A 19,054-nucleotide genomic window follows, 5' to 3' on the forward strand; every position below is an offset into this window, starting at 1 on the left:
AGAAAGCGAAAAAACCGATACAGCCCCAGTTTACGAAACCAGTTTAGGAATCCGAGGGATGTTTATGAATATCAAAACGATAGCGAGTTTAGCCGGCGTATCTGTAGCCACGGTGTCCAAGATTATCAATAACTATCCAGATATTAGCGAGGAAACGCGCCAGCGTGTGCTTAAAATTATGGAAGAGACAGGCTATCGTCCATCTTCTTCAGCCAAAACACTGGCAACCAAAAAATCCAGCCTCGTTGGCGTTGTGTTTGCAGGGAAGCTGAACGTGGATTTCAGCCACCCTTTCTTCGTACAGGTTATCAATGCGTTTAAGAAACAAATTGGCTTGCTTGGATACGATCTACTCTTCTTCTCGAATGAGAAGTTTCTGGATCAGGGTGAGGACTACTTGGCGAGATCCAAGTATTTTCAAGTGGATGGCTGTATTATTATTGCGGGGGATGAGGTCGAGAGCAGCATATTCGACCTGGATGCCAGCCCGATTCCTTGTATCGGAATAGATATCAAGCTAACAGGACAAAGCTCCTGTTACATCATGTCCGATAACGATAAGATCTCAACCAAAGTTGTAGAACAATTTTATATGAACGGTTATCGAGATGTTGGTTTTATCGGGCTGGAGCGCGCCTCTCTTGTGATGCAACAGAGAGAGATGGCTTTCAAACGTTCACTAAATCAGTTTAGTCTTGATGAAAAGCCCGAGTGGGTTGTATACAGCAAAGATTATGCTGCAGCGGATGGATACGAAGCGGCCAAGAAAATGCTCGCCTGCAAGACTCTGCCACGTGCCGTGTTTGCAGCCACAGATCTACTTGCCTTTGGAGCTATTCGCGCCTTTAAGGAAGTGGGGTTACGCATTCCAGAAGATATAGCTGTGGCAGGTTGTGACGACATCGAAGCCTGCCGTTATACCGATCCACCACTAACAACCGTCAAGCAGGATACGGACAAAATTGGACGCCTTGCTGCCATGATTCTGTTCGATCTGATGAACAAACAAATGGATAATCGTTGCATTAAAGTAGAGCCGGAACTGGTTGTGCGTCAATCCTGTGGCACAGCCATGCTGCTGGCACAGGAGATCTGAGCGTTAAGTCTTTGGGACTGGCTGCTACAGATCAATTCACATCATAGACATAGCGATTTTTCATAAAACTCCACACCAAGAAGCAAAAAGGGGATATCCCATAAGTCATGAATATGACAGGGGACATCCCTTGTTTGTGTTATTTTGTTTTAATGAACCTGAGACAAGCTATTCACTTCCATTTGCCGAGAAAGTTCCTGCTATCTGGAAGCGGCAGTAGGCAGCTTGCCCTCTACTGTCTGCAAGTCAGACCATCCGGGTCGATCAAGTTCGATGAGACGGCGGTATCTCTCTTCCCCAGCCAGCAATTGTTCGTGAGAACCTTGCATGGCAATCTTTCCATTTTCCATAAAAATAAGTTCATCCATCTGTTCCGCACCAATCAGGTGATGGGTCACCCAGATCATCGTTTTGCCTTGCAAGCTATCCAGAATGGTCCGCATCAACTCTCGTTCCGTCACCGGATCAAGCCCTACGGTTGGTTCATCCAATATAATAACAGGTGTCTCCCGAAGCAGTACCCGGGCCAGAGCAATCCGTTGCCTTTCCCCACCAGAGAAACGCAGCCCCGTCTCCAGCATCGGCGTATCATATCCCTGCGGCAAGGATTCGATTAGACCGGATAACCCTACTTGGGCGGCCACCTGACGAATCTCCTCATCCGTTGCATGTGGACGACCAATCCGCAAATTATTGGCTACCGTGGTGTCGAACAGGTGAGGACTCTGATTCAGCACTGCGATGACATCAGTGACACTCTCACCCAAGGTCTGCACAGGCATATTATTGATCAGAACTTTCCCCGCAGATGGAAGCAATGCCCCCTGAATCAGCTTCAACAAGGTTGATTTGCCGCCGCCGCTTCGTCCAAGAATAGCTAATCGTTTGCCTTGTGGCAGATGAAGGGATACGTCCTGTACGGCGTAGGAATCATCCGCTGCATAACGATAACTTACGAGATTAATCTCGATGTCTGCTCTGAGTTTGGGTGGAATACGAAGACGAATTCGTCTGTCTGGGATAACATTCGCAGCTGGCAAGGACTCCGATGTCTGTCCAGCCATCACGTTGCCGTTTTTTACTACAGAGATCGATTCGCCCGTTCCATCCGCATCACCAACTCCATTCTGCAACGGAAGATACCCTTTCCCTTCGAGCTGTTTCAAGCGATCCAGCGATTCTCGATACTGGGGAAGATGCTCCACCGCATCCCCTACAGGCAGAAGTGTTTCCGTGAGCGGAAATAACACCAGTACAAAAGCAGCAATCATCACAGCAGGCAATTGTCCGACAGAAGCGGCATTTCCGGCCCATAACGTAACCGATACCACCAGCAGGCCAATGACAGACTGGGCCATCAGATCACGCCAGCGTGTCCAACGCCGCAACTTGCGACGAATCACGTCGACCTGTTCCTCTGCCTCTTCCTGCTGCTGAACAAATTCGGCCGCTCGTCCACTTGCAAGCCAATCTCCCAGTCCAAGTACACCGTCGGTCAGACGGGTATACAACCTGCTGTTTTCCTTTTTTAGCCGTATACGCCATTTCCACGTCACTTTCAGAGAGATTACAGGTAACACGGCAACGAGAAATAACATATACAAGCCCATCCACACCGCAAATCCCAGATCAACACTGCCAAAGGCAATCACAGCCCCACCGTACATCACAAGCGCGGTAACGGCGGGGAAGACTGTACGCAGATAGATATCCTGCAACCGTTCCACATCATCGGCCAGTGCTCCAAGCACATCTCCGGTCTGCATACGAGAGCGCAGGAACAGGGCCTGCGGCTCCAGAATGCGATATAGCTTCACCCGTTGATCGGCCAATACCCGCAGTACGGCATCATGTCCTGCCAATCGCTCGATATATCGAAACACGGCGCGGAATATCCCAAATGCACGTACACCAACAATGGGTACATACACCATCAGAATATTTTCAGGACGCAGCGCAGACTTGGAGATCAGAAATCCGGAGGTAAACAGCAGCAGTACCGCACACAGTGCAGCGCATGTACCTAGCGCAATAACTGCGATGAATCTCCAGCGGTACTGTGCCACATACGGAGCAATCCAGCTATTTTTTTCTTTTTCGTTACGGACGGTCTCCATATGCTCATATCCGGACTTCATTTTATATCGCCTCCATCTGGGCCTGAATCATCTGATAATATACGCCTTGTCGTGCCAGCAATTCCTGATGTGTTCCCGTCTCTGCCACTGTGCCGCCATCCATGACAATAATTCGATCCATATGCGGCATCCAGTGCAGACGATGGGTAGCCAAAAATACAAGTTTTCCTTCAAACAGCGGCAGCATCGTCTGTTTCAGTTCATACTCTGTTTCCACATCCAGATGTGCTGTCGGTTCATCAAGCAACAGGATGTTTCGTTTACTAAGCAAGGCCCTTGCCAGCGCCACGCGTTGCTCCTGCCCACCACTGAGCTGTCTGCCGCCAGCCCCAATTAGCTCATGCAGCCCACCGGATAATGAAGACAGTAGCTTGGTTAATCCAGCTGCGCTAATGGCCTTCGCCACTTCCGCATCCGATGCCTCCGGCATGTAGAAACGAACGTTATCGGCCAGGCTTCCACTGAAAATATACGGATGCTGCGGGATAGCTGCTGTCTGTCTTCGCCAGGATTCAAGCATATCCTGTGTCACAGGCTGTCCGTTGGCTAATACTTGGCCTGAAGTAGGCAGCTGAAATCCAGCCAATACATCAATCAACGTGGATTTGCCTGCTCCGCTGGCGCCAATAATACCGATTTTGCCAAGACCCATGATCTGAAATGTGACATCCTTTAGCGAATAAGGACCTTCATCATCATGCCGTACCTGTACATCCGTTAGAGCCAATCTGCTATTCTCATTCCAAGAGAACACTGAGGAAGAGGAAGAAACAAGCTCAGGAGTAGTAGAAACAGAAGCAGAATCAAGATGCCCCGCAGCCATTTTATCATTCAACACGACACGTATGGTCGAAGTGCCTGCTTTCCTTTTACCCGAAGATAACGATGATGCAGATCCCGTCCCATCCTCTGCCATGTCCGCATGCGCAACAACGTTTGCATAAGCTTCTTTTTGTTTCCGTTCAGCAGCTTTCCCCCGTTCAATCACTTGGTTGATAGCCGCTCCAGCTTCCTTACCGTCCAATGTGGCATGATAATCAGCGCCGAGCATACGTACAGGCAGGAAATATTCGGGTGCCAAGATCAGTACCGTCAGCGCAGGGCCAAGCAGCATATGCCCTTCTGTCAGACGTAATCCCAGACCAACCGCTACGGAAGCAACGGACAACATCGTAAAGAAATCGAGTGCAAACGAAGAAAGAAAAGCCATGCGCAGCGTAGACATCGTTGCTTTCCGATACCGCTGACTGACCCGCAAAATGGACCCTTCATGTGTTTTGCTCTGTCCCAATGTTTTTAGCGTTTCCAGCCCCCGCAGGGTATCAACAAAATGGTTGGCGAGTGCTTTGTAAGATCTGAATTGTCCGTCTATCTTACGCTGAGCTGCGAGGCCAATCAGAATCATGAATACGATCAGGATTGGGAGTGTCAGCATCAGAATAACCCCGGACATCAGATCCAGCTTGAACACATACAGCAAAATGACGATGGGTGTGAATCCTATGCCCAGCATGCGAGGAATAAATAGTTCCAGATACGTCTTGTATTGAGCTGTTCCCTCACGTGCCAGTGTGACCAGATGGCCTGTGCCCTCTGTCTTGGCATAACGCGGCCCGAGCCTGAACCACTGCTCCACCATCTGTCTGCGCAGATCAGTCCCTGTCCTCTCCGCATATCGTGAAGTCACGAGTTGTAACCAGAAGGATAGGGCGTAGCGGGCGGCAAAAGCAGCCAGGAACAGCAGCAGTACAGGGTACTGCTCCGTTACGGATGAACCTTCAAATAATGCCGTTATGGCCTGTGCTAGCCATTTAGCCTGCATAATGATCGTCATCGCCTGTAGCAGCACCAGCGCTGAGGCCAGCGCAAGTACCGGCCGGATGCCCGGCAGCTTCATCAGCCCCCGTCCCATATCAGTACTCCAGGTGGTGCTGCTCGTTCAGACGTTTGCGGAAGATATAATAACTCCAGATCTGATAGCCAAGAACAAACGGCAGCAATGTGCAAGCTACAATGGTCATTACTTTCAATGAATAAGCGCCGGATGCGGCGTTGTATACAGTCAGGTCATATGCCGCCCCAAAGGAACTCACCATCACTCTTGGGAAAAGTCCGATAAAGACCGAGGCAATGGCAATGGCAATCACTGCCCCAGTCATACCAAAAGCCCAGCCTTCACGCTTCTGACGAACAAAGTATGCCGCAAGTGCAAGCGAAACTGCGCCAAGTACAACCATGATCCAAAGAGCCCAGCCTCGTACGGCGAACACATCCGTCATGAAATACGTCATTAACGCGTAAACAGCGAGTAGTGCAGCCAGCGGCAGCATCAATTTTTGCGCTGTCTTCAAGGCACGCTCTCTAAGATCACCTACTGTTCGTAGTGATGCAAACAGCAATCCATGAACCAGACACAACAGGGTTACACTCAAGCCACCAATCACGGTGTACGGATTAACAATATCGAGGAATCCTGCACGCAACTGCATCTCCCCATCAATGGGCAGACCTTTCATCAATGTGGCAAAGACCACGCCGAACAGGAAAGGCAACAGCGCGCTGGAGACAACAATGATGATGTCCCATGTTTTGCGCCAGCGCTGCTGTTTCATTTTACTGCGGAATTCGAAAGCAACTCCGCGGCCAATCAAGGCGAGTAACACCACCACAAGTGGCAGGTAAAAACCACTGAACAACGTGGCATACCAGTGCGGGAAGGCAGCAAACATCGCGCCCCCTGCCGTAATCAGCCATACTTCATTACCATCCCAGAACGGACCGATTGAGTTAATCAGGGTCCGGCGTTCACGATCTGTTTTGGCAATAATGCCTGTAGACATCCCCACACCAAAATCAAAACCTTCCAAAAAGAAGAAACCAACAAACAATACGGCAATCAGCAAAAACCACAACTCACTTAGTGACAACGGAATAACCTCCATCCACGCCGAACGGATCGGCCGATTCATCGTGATCTTCTGGCTTCTCGACCGCAAACGGTCCTGCTTTGATCTCACGTACGAACAGGTATACCATCACGATTCCGAGAACCGTATACGCAGCGGTAAAAGCGATGGTCGAGAACAGGATCATTCCTGCGGATACGTTCGGCGAGACCCCGGCTTCGGTTGTCATATAGCCAAATACCGTCCATGGCTGTCTTCCTACTTCGGTCATAATCCAACCTGACGTATTGGCGATAAACGGCAGGGAGATGGCGAACACCATCAGACGCATAAACCACTTTCCAGCGACCTCCAGCTTCTTACGCATGGCTAGGAACGTACCGTATAGCGCCAATGCAATCATTAAACCACCCGCTGCGATCATAATGCGGAAACTCCAGAATGTTGTCCGTACCGGCGGGATGTAGTCCCCCGGTCCATACGTCTGTTCATACTCAGCTTGAAGTTCCTTCATACCTTTGACACTACCGGAGAACTTGCTGTAGGACAGATAACTGAGCAATCCGGGGATTTTGATCTCACCCGTACTCTCCTGTTTATCCGGGTCAATAAAGGCGACCACCGTCCATGGTGCCGGATCTTCTGTCGTTGTCCATGTGCCCTCACTGGCTGCCATCTTCATCGGCTGTGTCTCCACCAGATATTGCGCCTGGAAGTGACCCGAGAATGCGACGCCGAATGAAGAAACAAGAGCGATAATGATCGCGATATTAAACGATTTGCGGAAGATCTCCACATCCTGCTTTTTCATCAATTTGTAGGCACTGATCCCGGTTACGACGAAGGCCCCTGTCATCAATGCCCCAAAGATTGTATGTGGGAACTCGACGAGAAGCTGACCATTTGTGATGAGTGCAAAGAAATCATTCATCTCAGCTCGGCCGTTGTTAATCTCAAACCCAACAGGATGTTGCATAAATGAATTGGCTGCCAGAATCCACAGCGCGGACAGGAATGTGCCAACAAACACCAGCCAGATGCAGGCCAGATGCACTTTTTTGGACAAACGATCCCAGCCAAATATCCACAATCCAATAAATGTAGACTCCATAAAAAACGCCAGTAGCGCTTCAATAGCCAGTGGCGCACCGAATACGTCCCCGACAAATCGGGAGTACTCGGACCAGTTCATGCCGAACTGGAACTCTTGCAAAATACCTGTGACAACCCCGACGGCAAAGTTAATCAGGAACAGCTTGCCCCAGAACTTCGCCATCGTTTTGTAGATCTCCTTACCCTTAACAACGTACAACGTCTCCATAATCGCAACCAACAGTACAAGACCGATGGATAGCGGGACAAAAAAGAAATGGAAAATCGTTGTAAGTGCATATTGGATACGCGATAACATAATCGGATCCATACCGTTACCCCTTCTTTCTGTTCACTTCGCAGTATGCGTATCTGGCATTGAAGCTGCACCTTCGCTGTCTGTCCGCCAAATACGTTGATGAACGTATTGTGCCAGATTACCTATTTTATACATGTGAGAATTATCACAATCTTCGTCTCTAGAGCAAAAAAAAGTGATCCTGGTCACACAAAAGATAAAATTCAGCCTATTATCACAGCTTGCCAGCTTCATCTATTCATGGAAGATACTCATGTTTGGGACGGAATGCCCATATGTTAGTCTCAGGCATATCATGCGAAGTACCGTGAGGGCTTTACATATGAAGTGAAAGCATGAAGCACATGCAGAGCGAAGACGCTCCATATTACAGTCAAGGTGAGGTGAACTATTCATGGAAAAACCTGCACCACTACCAGGTGAAGACGCCGAAGCCAGCCTGGATAAGCCCAGTACAACACAGCCCACTGTCCGGTATGTTCTCTTCCCTCGCAAAGGAGGCTGGTCATCCTTTCCCTATCCCGATATTGCTGCACTGCTGTCGATCGAGGGAGAGGTCTACTATGTCAGCAGCCTGACGCAAACAGAAGATGTACCTCCGGTCATTACTGTCATCTCCCTCCCTGAAGCCGAACAGCTATTGCTGGAACCTCGCACCGTAGCCGTAGTCGCCCATCCCTACTGGCTAATGGCTACAGCTTCGCTGGAGCCTGAGCTATGTATTGCCCTGCTCCCTGAGCCTGCTGGAAACGAAGCAGAATCTCCGCTATGGGAGAGCAGTATTTCCAAACTCGTCGGCATCGCCGATCTGGTCGGCACATCCTCCGAGACACGTTATATGAAGCTGTTATTCCAAGGCGTACGTGCCATCTGGCTGGGCGGAGAAGACCCTGCACCTGCGGGTACGATGCAAAGGGATGATCTCGAAGTCCCTCTCCGGGACTACGAACTGCTCTTCTTGCATGCGCTGCGGCAGATCCTGTCAGGTACTCCAGATAGCGTCACCCTGCTTCAATGCAGTGTACGTGCCGACTTCTACCGTCAGCTCCGTGCCAAAGCAGGTGCACATGAGACGATATCCTTTTTGCTGGCAGCCTATGAGTACTTGCTTGAAGATCCGCGGGCCGTCCATTCGTTGCAAGAGGCCTTCACCCATGCGGTCATGAATGGTCGCAGTGATTGTGTGGTCTCCCATTATCGATTCCTGTCTGCCATCCATGCCCGGGCTGGACAGTTGGAGGACGCCCTGCGGGTGTATGGAATTAGTGCAGCAGATGAACAAGAACGGCATCATTATGAACAGTTATGTCGCTGGTTTGAGGCAGGAGAAGATCAACTTGTACGAGCGGAACTACTCCGTATGAACGATGATTACGGAAACGCCCTGCGTATCCTGGACGAACTTGGCGGAGAAACGGCGAGACATTGGAAATTCCGCATTTACCAGGAGACTGGACGTGTGGAAGAAGCACTGGCTCTGGTGCATGCAGTCGATATTCAGGATGATGCCAGTCGCCGGGATTATCAGCAATTATCCGGCAGTGCGCTGGCACTGCGAGGGGAACGACACGGGGCAGTCCGACATTTCCTTGAGACAGCACTGGAGGATGAAGATGCGCTGGCCCGGATTGTGGAGCTGGAGCTGTTGGATCATGCTGTACAGCAATTGCTTGGGGAGGTGCCATGATGCTGGACCCAAAGAAGCGTAGACAACAGTTGAATGGACCAATGGTGCACAGGGATATCCGAACTGAAACCACTTACACGCCAACCGAAACAGTCGATCGAACACATACAGACGCATTGGAAAATGGAGATCACACCCCGGATCATGCACAACCAACGCAGGACATCCGAAGCCAAGTGCATCACTGGAATGATTCACAAGGTCAGGCAGAACAGAATGCTGCTGTAACACAAGAGGAAACAAGTGTATTCAAAGAGCCTTTCTCCATTCATCGGGTTCGCAAAAGCAAAGGCAACAAGCTGACCGCCATGCTCCAGGTTCGCAATGAACGCGGCCGATACCTTGAAGAAGTATTGCATGATCTGAGTGAATTCGTGGATGAGATCGTCATTGTGGACGATGCCAGCACAGACGGAACACCGGACATATGCAAAGCCTATCCAAAGGTGGTCCGTCTGGAGGTATTGGAGAAACCACTGTTCGCCGAGGAATGGCGACTTCGCAACACCTTGTGGCAAGCGGCTGCGGGAACATGTCCCGACTGGTTGCTCTCAGTTGATGCGGATGAGCTGTACAGCTCAGAGGCCAAGAAAGCCATACGCACTCTGATTAATCAGGAGTATGCGGACTGGTTTGCATTCCGATTCTACGATATGTGGGGTGGCCGGACCCACTACCGGGAAGATGATCTCTGGTCTCTGCACAAACGGCATACCGCTTCACTTGTACGATATATGCCTGGATATCCTTATTTTTATCCACAACAGAATCATCATGTTCCCCGCCTCCCCTTGTCCTGCACGGTATTGCCTGGGGTCAGCACGGAATTGAAGGTTCAGCATCTCGGATGGGCAGGCAGTCTCGAGGACCGGGTTCGTAAATATTTGCGTTACAAGCGCATTGATCCTGGCGGTGAGTGGGGCAATCTTGCACATTACGAGTCTATTCTCGATCCGGAACCTCGGCTGATTCCCTGGAAGGAGGGACCGTGAGATGGGCGTGGTGAGTATTCTGACGCATAGTTTCACCGACGGGTACAACCGGGAATTCGGTCGTGTATTTGGTGGTGGACTGGAACGTTATATTCTGGATCTGTGCAGTGTCATCCGAGGACTCGGGCATATTCCCGAGGTTCATCAGCTCTCTTATTTTGAAGCATTCCAGACTCGGACGGAGCAGATTGACGTATTTGGTTATTCGTACGACATGGATAATGTACCGGAAGCCTTTGACCGGATGGCAGCAGCAGCGCGCGGCCCAGTGATCTATGCCAGCTGTCTGTGGCAACCCATCACCTACAAACCCGGCAGTCTTGGCATCTGTCACGGCATTAACTGGGATCGTCCCAGACTGCCACTGGAGACCAAACAACAAGTCGCGGAACATATTCAACTGGCTCTGGATGGACTCGTGCGCATTGTATCCGTGGATTCCCATTTCCAGACCTTTTGCCGGGCTGCGTGCACCTATACCGATCCAAGGCAGGTTGTCCTTATTCCCAACGCTGTGGATACGTCCTATTTCACACCAGCCCCGCCAACACGAACCTTCGAGCAGAAACAGGAAGACGAATGGCTTGTCGCATGGAAGAATGATCTGGCGAGTCATGAAGAAAATGTTGGTGCAGTTATATCAGGGGTGCAAGCTGTAGAAGGCAAGGGTGGAATGAGTCGTGATGGAGCGAACAGTGGTAAGGCTAACGGAGATGGAGGTGGGGATACAGATAGCGATCAAGAACGAGAGGAGAAAGAAACGGTAGATTTCCATTTGAATTTATCGAAACTGGAAGAAGTCGAGGCAGATGGCGAAACGTATAGGTTTGCTCATAACCACCGGAATTCAAAGGATTGGGCTACGGAGATTCTAGTAGAAGCAGATGCTGAGTATCAGGTTAATGGTCGGATTCAGGGACAGGTTGAAAAGAAAACTGTGGATGCCCGTATAACCTCTCCTCACCCAATTCGCATTATCTATCCACGCCGCATCAGCATGGAGCGGGGTATTATTCCAATGATGCTGGCGGCGGATAAACTACTTGGAGCCTTTCCAGATCTGGAGGTTGAATTTGCCGGGGAACTGGTCGAAGGCAGCACGGTCGGGAGAGTCTTTCGTTACTGGCATCGTACTCATCCACATGCGGAGCGAATTAACCAGCGCACGTATGATTTCCGGGATATTCGGGAGGCCTACCATCAGGCAGATATCGCCGTAATTCCAACCGTGTTCTCGGAAGGCACCTCCTATGCCTGTCTGGAAGCGATGAGCTGTGGACTTCCGGTAATTGCCTCCAATGTTGGCGGATTGAATGATCTGATTCAGGATGGTTTTAATGGGCTGCTGGTACCTCCTGGTGAGCAGGAACTAACCGCTGCACTGGTACGTCTTGTACAGGATCGGGCCGAGCGAGAACGACTGGGAATCTATGCGCGAGAGACTGCACTGTCCTATGATTTGTCCAGGTGGCGGAGCCGGTGGAGCACGGTGTTGGAATCTTTTTTGGCAGAGACAGGATTAAAGGAGGGAATTCGGGGATGATGGATACGCCCAAGGCAACGGAATTCATGGAATCAAGATACATTCGGCAAAGTGACCCTAAAACGGACACACTGGTCTTCCCGCTGCATCCGGCATGGTGGAGCCGTCCCTACGAATATGAATGGGCCCGGCGGTTTGCACGTCCAGATGATGTCGTCCTTGATGCAGCCTGCGGCATCTCCCATCCGTTCAAATTCTGGCTTGCAGAACACTGCCGCGAGGTTCACGCTTGTGACTGGGATGAACGTATTTTGTCTGAAGAGGCGATAAGACTGGATATTGTTTCTGATTTTGGCGAGCAAGCCGCTCAGGATCTGCCAGAATCAACTCTCACGCGATTGCACCGTGCAAAGGCCAATCTGGCCCAGCTTCCGTACGAGTCGGGTAAGTTTGATCGGGTGTTCTGTATCTCTGTACTGGAGCATCTGGATACAGGCACGATGCTGCGAGCTTTTCGTGAATTCGCTCGGGTGCTGAAACCAAACGGACAGTTAATTGCTACCTTCGATGTGCCCGAGATGCGCCCGGATCTGCTGGAGACAATCATGGCTGTCACCGGATTAACCATTGAAGATAAGCTGAATGTGAAAGAGCCAGACGATGCCATCTGGTCTGACATGTACGGCACGCCGATCCGCTGTTTTCGAGCGGTGATATGCAAAGGTTGAGAGAAATTGGGTTACGCTGAGTTAAGTGCAGAGGGGAAAATTAAGAGCTTAAGGGCTCGACCCATTAGCAACGGAACAATACACGGTTCGGGCAATGCTCCGATTACCGGTAGCTCCGTTGCTTTTGCAATTTCAATCGGATGGGCTATTACAAGAATATGTGGGGATGTACAGGGGTTGGAGGTTGGGGACTAGGACTAGGAATAAGAGATTAGTGATTAAAGATTAAAGATTAAAGATTAAAGATTAAAGATTAAAGGAAATTATAGGTGTACCAGTAACATGTTGCACTGGTTGGTGTATTCATCAGCATAGGCTGCGCCGGGTGCTGTCAGGCGCAACAGGGTTTGCAGGCCCGGCGAGATTGTCGTCGCCGGGCGACCTGTAGCGGCAGGTTGCCGCGCAGTGAGTTGGGCCGATTTGGCCCATTCACGCGCCAGGTTCTGCCGCCCGGCGAGCAGCGCGAGCGTGCCCGCGAGGAGCGCGTGAGCGGTGCGCTCCGAGGCGGGCACTTCGTCCGCTTGGGGCTGCTGCGCGCCGTCAGGCGTGCCGCATAGCGCAAGCAGCCCTTCGCGGACGCTCGCGGGTGCGCGCAGCAACCCGCAGCGTGCCGCAGGCGGAAGCGCTGCAAGCAACGCCAGCGCGCCGCAAGGCGGCAGGGCTTGCAGCAGGCGCAGCCATGCGGCCCAGGCGCCTACGCCGCATGAGCGCTTGCGCAGCCGCGAGCATGCCGCTAGGCGCGGGCGCGGTCAAGCCGCCGGGCGTTGCGGCGCGGGGCGGGCTGCACGCCAGGCCGCTGCTGCGGGCCGTGGCCCCGCGCAGCAGCAGCGCCTCGGCGGCGTGGGCCGCGGCGGGCAGCGCTGCCGCATGGCGAGCCGCCGCTCGGGCGTTGCGCCCGCCGGGCTGCTTGTGGCCCAGCGCCCATAGCGCAAGGGCCGCCTCTGGCCCGTGCTGCGCATGCGCCGCCCAGGGCTGCAAAGCCGCCCGAGCCGCGGCGTCCTCGCCCAGCTGGGCCAGCGCAAGCCCGACGGCAAGCGGCTGTGCCCGCAACGGGCCAGCAAGCGCCGCCGCATGGCGTAGCAGCCACTCCGGCCGATGCGCGGCAAGCGCGGCCGGGATCAACGCTTGCCATGCCGCAGGCGGCAAGCTTATCCGAGCGGCTGCGCTAGCGATGGCATGCGGCCGCCCTGTGGCTGCGGCCAGCAACAACAGCCGCTGCCATGCAGCCATGCTGCCGGGTTGCATGCTCAGCGCCGCCGTGTACGCGGTTTCTGCCTCTGCCCAACGGCCAGCCCGCTCATATGCCATGCCTTCCAGCGTCAGGCTACGATAGGTCCCAGCACCAGAGACTGATGTATACCTGTGGCTGTGGAAGCAGCTGATTTAGCCTGTTTTAACCAATTCAAGGCCACGTCCTCTCTCCCTTGATCCAGTTCAAGTACAGCACCAAACTCCAACAAATCCGGAAAATCCTCATACACGGGCGCCCATGCTTCCACTACAGCAAGCGCCCGTTCCGGGCTGCCAATCTCTCGCCAGGCGTAAGCCGTTTTCAGCACCAGATCCGAGTGATATCCACACTCCGGCTTAAGCTGTGCCAATAATGGCTGTAACAAACGGAGTGCTTCATCATACTTCGCTTGCTGAAACCATTCGGCGGCCAGAGCATATAACAACTCCGGTTGATCTCCTCCTGATTCAACGCGGAACGAATCAACTGCATGTTCCGTGCGCCTTTATTTTTGGCGGTAATCACCTGCTCCAGATATCCGTAATGAATGACTTCAAGTCCAGAATGAAGCACACCTTGCGGAGCCAGAGCCATGATGGAAGAAGCAATCTCTTCATGAATTCTGCCCTGAAAGGCAATTCGGGGATCATTTCGGAACAAACGACACACCGCATCTGTCACACGCTCTTCACCAGACATACCCAACAGACTCGTGACCTGTATCCAGTACCCCCATACGTTGTCCTTGCTTGCCGCTAACAACTGCACGAGTTCAGTCTTCATCTGAGGGGTCTGTACCCATACCTCATCCGCATCAAGCACCAGAATCCACGGTTTCGTAGCAGCGGTCAGCGACAGATTACGGGCTTCACTGAAATCTCCGTTCCATTCCGTTCGGATTACAACGGCACCATGAAGGCGGGCAATTTCAGTTGTATCATCTACCGATCCTGTGTCTACAACGATGATCTCATCCACAACATCCCTGACTGCATTCAAACACCGCTGGAGTGAAATGGCTTCATCCTTCACGATCATACACAAACTAATCCCTATACCCATATTCATCACCACCCCTCACCAACGGAGTCAGCCCCACCCATTAGCCCGCTGAATTAAGTTGAACCCCCGGACCTGCCTGATCCCCTCTCAGCTCTCAAACCCGTCCGCTCCCGGTAACTCCAGCCGAATATGCTGAACGACAGGCCAACAACGGTGCCGCTGTCCATCTGCATGCTGAGCGAACACCTCCAGATGATGATCCGCAGCACTGACCAATCCTTTCACCAGCCAGCTTGTTCCCGTCAGGGTATCCGAAGCCCCAGGGAACGAATCAATGTCACTCACCTTCCCGTTTTCCTTTTTCCCTTCCATCTCTTTCTCCTTCTCTCCCACTCGAACGCTCTGTTCCACCGATAACCCTTCTCCAGCCAATTGCTGTCGACACATCTGAATCAGGCTATGCAGCTCTTTCCATCTCCCTGACTGTACACATCCTTCCATCATCAGTCCAAGCGCCTGCCAGCCATCATACTCTGTTCCTGCAACCGTTCCGTCTATGCTGGAGTCCATGTCCTTCTTCTTTGTCGCTCTCAGACCAACCGTTCTCCCTGTCTGCACAGCAGATTCCTCATTCGTTCCTTCACCCACCTGCGAACTACGCTTTAACCACAAGGTCAATGGATCATCTCCGTTGGCTTTCTCCCCCTCGATCCACTCCAAACGTTCGAGCCATCGTGCAGACGAGATAGCGAGCAGCCCTTTTTTCCGCTGCACAGGTTCCAATTTCAGACGCGCCTTGTTCCATCTTCCCTGTTGGATTTGGAGCATCGCCTCCGCCACAGATAAACGCTCCCTCATCTCTGCGGAGGGTTGTGAGGATATACCCGATAACAATTGCAGAGCCGCATCATAACAACGAGATTGCTCCAGAATACCCAATACTTTGTGTGTGGCCTCTTCCGAACTGAGTGCAAAGCGCTCCCTCACCAGCTCTGGAATCTGATGTTCCTGCCCGGAGACTCGCATAATTCGGAATATCCGATAGAGCGGCGGTAACAGACTCGATTTGGCACGTACCGCTTCCACGTAAGCATCCACCGCCCCCTCCAAATCTGCCCTTCCTTCCAGCAATCGCCCTAACGTATACCACGTCTGATAGGTGCCGATGCCTTCTTCCGTATGGTATATGGGGGGAGGTGGACCCATGCGAATAGCTTCACGGAGCGAATACTCTGCCCGATCTGCATCACCCAATGCCTCTGCACATACCCCGTGATGGTGCATCAGATCCGTGTACTCTGGAAAGAGTTCAAGCGCAGCATCAATGCGATCCAATGCCTCCCGCCAGCGATTCAGCTGCTGGAGACAACGAACTTCATATTTGAACAGCAAATGCGCGTAACTGGTCACCGCAGGATTAATCCCCATCCGAGCCACACCAAACGTCTCCAAGGCCCGCTCTGCTTCCCCCACACGCAGATACTCGACACCCAGATTATAGTGATGGAACGGCTGATCCGGTTCTTCCTCCACTGCCTGTTGCAGCAGGCGAACATTACGGTTCACCTTATCTTTGCGCTCCACAATCGCCGTCTGATACCCATAATGATGGATGACCATGTCCGTCACATGAAATGCAGCCTCTGGATTCCCACGACAGATCGCCGCCGCAATCTGCTCATGAATTCGACCTTCGAACCGATGCTCCGGGGCATTACGGAAGAGACGCAAAACCGGATTCACGGTAACCCCCTGCTGACCCGTACCTGTATAGTTATGAATGTTTAAAAACAATCCGTCACATCCGCTGACCGACGTCCAGCTCCTGATCTGCTCCCGCGCAGCCCTATCGAGCGCCTCGTCCGCATCAAGAAAGAGAATCCAGTCGCCGGAAGCGCGCTCCAGGCCAGCATTCCGTGCTGCGGCAAAATCATCGCACCACTCAAACCCCACAACCAACGCGCCATATTGCTGCGCAATCTCTGCGCTTCGGTCCGATGAACCTATGTCCACCACAATAATTTCGTCCACCGCTCCCTGGACACTGGCAAGACAATGAGGCAGCAACTCTTCCTCATCCTTCACGATCATGCATAGGGAAATTCGTTCCGCTCGCAAGCTGATTCCTCCTTTCCTTTGCATGGAAAAGCTTACGCCACGGCATACCCTCGGTCGTTCGCAGCCTTTGTTCCAGTGCATTATGTTGTGCAGCGAGTACGCCTGAAGAAGGAGATCGAACCAATTCCTTCCGAATCGCCTCTATTGCCAATCGCAAGTAACATACAGCAGCTCCAGCTCGGGCCTGCCACATATCAGGCTCCCGCTCCAATGCCTGCTCGAACAGAGAGAGCGCTTGATCATTGTGGCCTTTGGCATACAGCGTTTCACCTAGCCAGAACAAACCTTCAGCATCCAGCTCACTCTCGGTCATGCACTGAATCAGGATGTTCGCGGCTACCATGGTATACCCCTGACGATACAGCAGACTTGCAAACTTTCGCCTTCGAGTTAAAGTCGTTCCCCAATGATCACACATCATCATAGCCCGCAACTCATGCAGTTGCTCAGCAAGTGTAAGCTGTCCTGTCTTTACGGCTTGCTGCACAACCTTCTCTGCTACCATCTCTGCCTGCGGACCCCATTGCATAAGCTTTTGTTCTTGTGAAGCAGGTTTCATGCTTCGCGGCTCTTTGATCAATTGATCCAGCAGTCGATCCATGACCTTCCAAACGTTCTTTTCTTGTGGAAGCGTAGTTGCGAGGAATGCCTCGGATAATCGTAATCCGTTGGTCCAACAAGCCAGTGCCCAATCCATTCTGTGCTCAGTAAGCAGATTGACTTCATGCACACACCCCACGCTCCAGTGTTCTTCTGCCAGTTGCAGCGCTTCGGAAACCCTATTCGCACATAACATCCAATGTATTTGATCCGCTACATGGATACGATCAGTACACGCATTTGTATCCAGCATTTTCAATGCCTGTTCATATGCTCCACAGCCTGTTAGAACATAAATCACCTTCACCAGATGATCCTCATTTGTCACTGCATATGAATGGGGCATTTCACCACAAATCGAATCACCGTGACCCGATTTCTCGATTCCTCTGCATCTGGCGAGCAATGTTTCTGCTATGTTCTCATCCGTTTTACCGGATTGTTGCAGCACATCTGCCAACCCGGCCCATGCCGGAGCATATGTGAACATGCTATCCAGAGCCAGCCCATACAGATGTGCAGACTCTTTAAAGAATCCCCGTTTCTGTGCAAGTCTTGCCATCGCAGTATAGGCTCTGTAACTGTTAGAACCCGCTTCCATTACATATGACGCTTCTAACGCGATGCTGCCATCACTCTGTCCAACACGTGCTGTTCCCTCCCGGCAGTCCGTTGCTCGGGCATACGATTGATATGCACGCTCCTCCAAACCTTGCAGCTCCAACGTCTCCCCATACAACAGGTGCAGATCAGCATAGGATGGATAACGCTGTCTTTCCACAGCCAGAATTGCATGCGCCTCGTCGTAATGTTCCGATTCCACAAGGGTCTTTGCATAATCCCTAACCAGTGTAGGTCGATATGGTGCGAGCAGCTCTGTCAGGTGTAATGATTCACGGAACGCTTCAATTGCCTGTTCGATCTGACCAAGCTGGCAATACGTTACTCCCAGATTGTACAGGTGAAAAGGCTGTGCAGGTTCATCTGCGAGTTCCCGCTCAATCAGTTTCAAATTACGTCTTGGCTTATGCTCTTGCGCAATCGTTGAAGCCAAATATCCATCATGAACCAGACATAGTGGAGCAAGCGGTTCAGTTTCGATCAATTGGTTTTGTTCATCTGTATAGGTCTCGCTCTTATTCATATCAGCAGCCTGATCTAGGACAAGCTTACTTGGGATACAACGAACCAACTGCTCATGGACGCGTCCCGAATATCGATACCCCTGATGAGCACGGAATAATCTCACTGGCTGAGAGATAACGTTCTCTTCTATCCCTTCACCATATCGATTCTCTATGGTAATACGTAATCTCGAAATGCTTTTATGGACTTTAGGTAAATAATTCAGCAGTTCTTCCAATCCCTGCGTAACGTACTCATCCGCATCCAAACACAGGACCCATTCCGTGCTCGCCAGAGGCAGGCTGATATTTCGTGCATGGGCAAAGTCATCTTCCCAACAGGCGTGCAACACCGTTGCTCCGTATAATCTAGCGATCTCGGGTGTACGGTCAGATGAGCCAGTATCGGTGATAAAACATTCCATGCTGATATGCTTCAAGCTGTCGAGACAGCGGGGCAGGTGATGTTCTTCATTTTGCACAATCATATGAATTCCAAGTAAACGGTTCTTCAAATCCAACCACCTCCAATACAAAA

14 protein-coding genes are annotated in these 19,054 nt (G+C 51.7%); 5 read left to right on the forward strand and 9 right to left on the reverse strand.

The genetic code is table 11. The annotated features are described in order from the left end of the window. Positions 1-64: 64 nt before the first annotated feature. Positions 65-1,096, forward strand: coding sequence for a LacI family DNA-binding transcriptional regulator (locus tag MHH25_RS29045; protein WP_100528501.1), 1,032 nt, complete (start codon positions 65-67; stop codon positions 1,094-1,096). 200 nt (positions 1,097-1,296) lie between these two features. Here MHH25_RS29045 and cydC read toward each other — a convergent pair whose 3' ends face one another. From cydC to MHH25_RS29065, 4 genes are read right to left on the reverse strand one after another with little or no spacing between them, the layout of a single operon-like run. Continuing rightward, positions 1,297-3,234 (reverse strand): thiol reductant ABC exporter subunit CydC, encoded by a 1,938-nt coding sequence (gene cydC, locus MHH25_RS29050; protein WP_100528257.1) that lies wholly within the window; start codon positions 3,232-3,234, stop codon positions 1,297-1,299. A gap of 1 nt (position 3,235) precedes the next feature. Next, positions 3,236-5,146, reverse strand: coding sequence for a thiol reductant ABC exporter subunit CydD (gene cydD, locus MHH25_RS29055; protein ID WP_100528256.1), 1,911 nt, complete (start codon positions 5,144-5,146; stop codon positions 3,236-3,238). A 1-nt stretch (position 5,147) separates the two neighbouring features. Beyond that, positions 5,148-6,203 carry a cytochrome d ubiquinol oxidase subunit II gene (gene cydB / locus MHH25_RS29060; RefSeq protein ID WP_340018706.1) on the reverse strand — a complete coding sequence of 352 codons (1,056 nt, stop codon included), beginning with the start codon at positions 6,201-6,203 and terminating at the stop codon, positions 5,148-5,150. Beyond that, the gene (locus MHH25_RS29065; RefSeq protein ID WP_047840834.1) at positions 6,148-7,563 is read right to left on the reverse strand and encodes a cytochrome ubiquinol oxidase subunit I; all 1,416 of its coding nucleotides are present in this window, start codon (positions 7,561-7,563) and stop codon (positions 6,148-6,150) included. The genes cydB and MHH25_RS29065 overlap by 56 nt, the downstream gene beginning before the upstream one ends. A 382-nt stretch (positions 7,564-7,945) precedes the next feature. Here MHH25_RS29065 and MHH25_RS29070 point away from each other — a divergent pair, with 382 nt between their 5' ends. The 4 genes from MHH25_RS29070 to MHH25_RS29085 are packed head-to-tail and all read left to right on the forward strand — an operon-like array spanning position 7,946 to position 12,441. After that, entirely contained in the window at positions 7,946-9,238 is a 1,293-nt protein-coding gene (locus MHH25_RS29070) for a hypothetical protein (protein WP_100528254.1), read from the forward strand. Next, positions 9,235-10,230, forward strand: a complete 996-nt coding sequence (locus MHH25_RS29075) for a glycosyltransferase (protein WP_243391383.1) — start codon at positions 9,235-9,237, stop codon at positions 10,228-10,230. Before MHH25_RS29070 ends, MHH25_RS29075 begins: the two co-directional genes overlap by 4 nt. Before the next feature lies 1 nt (position 10,231). Beyond that, positions 10,232-11,773, forward strand: a complete 1,542-nt coding sequence (locus MHH25_RS29080; RefSeq protein WP_340018707.1) for a glycosyltransferase — start codon at positions 10,232-10,234, stop codon at positions 11,771-11,773. Further along, the gene (locus tag MHH25_RS29085) at positions 11,770-12,441 is read left to right on the forward strand and encodes a class I SAM-dependent methyltransferase (RefSeq protein WP_340018708.1); all 672 of its coding nucleotides are present in this window, start codon (positions 11,770-11,772) and stop codon (positions 12,439-12,441) included. Before MHH25_RS29080 ends, MHH25_RS29085 begins: the two co-directional genes overlap by 4 nt. 263 nt (positions 12,442-12,704) lie before the next feature. Here the strand turns inward: MHH25_RS29085 and MHH25_RS29090 are convergent, their stop codons facing one another. The 5 genes from MHH25_RS29090 to MHH25_RS29110 form a co-directional block, all read right to left on the reverse strand. Further along, on the reverse strand, positions 12,705-13,040 hold the full coding sequence (locus tag MHH25_RS29090; RefSeq protein WP_340018709.1) for a hypothetical protein: 336 nt from the start codon (positions 13,038-13,040) through the stop codon (positions 12,705-12,707). A 720-nt stretch (positions 13,041-13,760) separates the two neighbouring features. Then, positions 13,761-14,057 (reverse strand): hypothetical protein, encoded by a 297-nt coding sequence (locus MHH25_RS29095; protein ID WP_340018710.1) that lies wholly within the window; start codon positions 14,055-14,057, stop codon positions 13,761-13,763. Beyond that, positions 13,994-14,740, reverse strand: a complete 747-nt coding sequence (locus MHH25_RS29100; RefSeq protein ID WP_340018711.1) for a glycosyltransferase family 2 protein — start codon at positions 14,738-14,740, stop codon at positions 13,994-13,996. The genes MHH25_RS29095 and MHH25_RS29100 overlap by 64 nt, the downstream gene beginning before the upstream one ends. An 81-nt stretch (positions 14,741-14,821) precedes the next feature. Next, a complete protein-coding gene (locus MHH25_RS29105; RefSeq protein ID WP_340018712.1) occupies positions 14,822-16,792 on the reverse strand; it encodes a glycosyltransferase in 1,971 nt (656 codons plus the stop codon). Beyond that, the gene (locus MHH25_RS29110) at positions 16,749-19,031 is read right to left on the reverse strand and encodes a glycosyltransferase (RefSeq protein WP_340018713.1); all 2,283 of its coding nucleotides are present in this window, start codon (positions 19,029-19,031) and stop codon (positions 16,749-16,751) included. The genes MHH25_RS29105 and MHH25_RS29110 overlap by 44 nt, the downstream gene beginning before the upstream one ends. Between the last annotated feature and the right edge of the window lie 23 nt (positions 19,032-19,054).

Origin of the sequence: Paenibacillus sp. FSL H3-0457, assembly GCF_037981725.1 — a bacterium.
Taxonomy (GTDB): domain Bacteria; phylum Bacillota; class Bacilli; order Paenibacillales; family Paenibacillaceae; genus Paenibacillus; species Paenibacillus amylolyticus.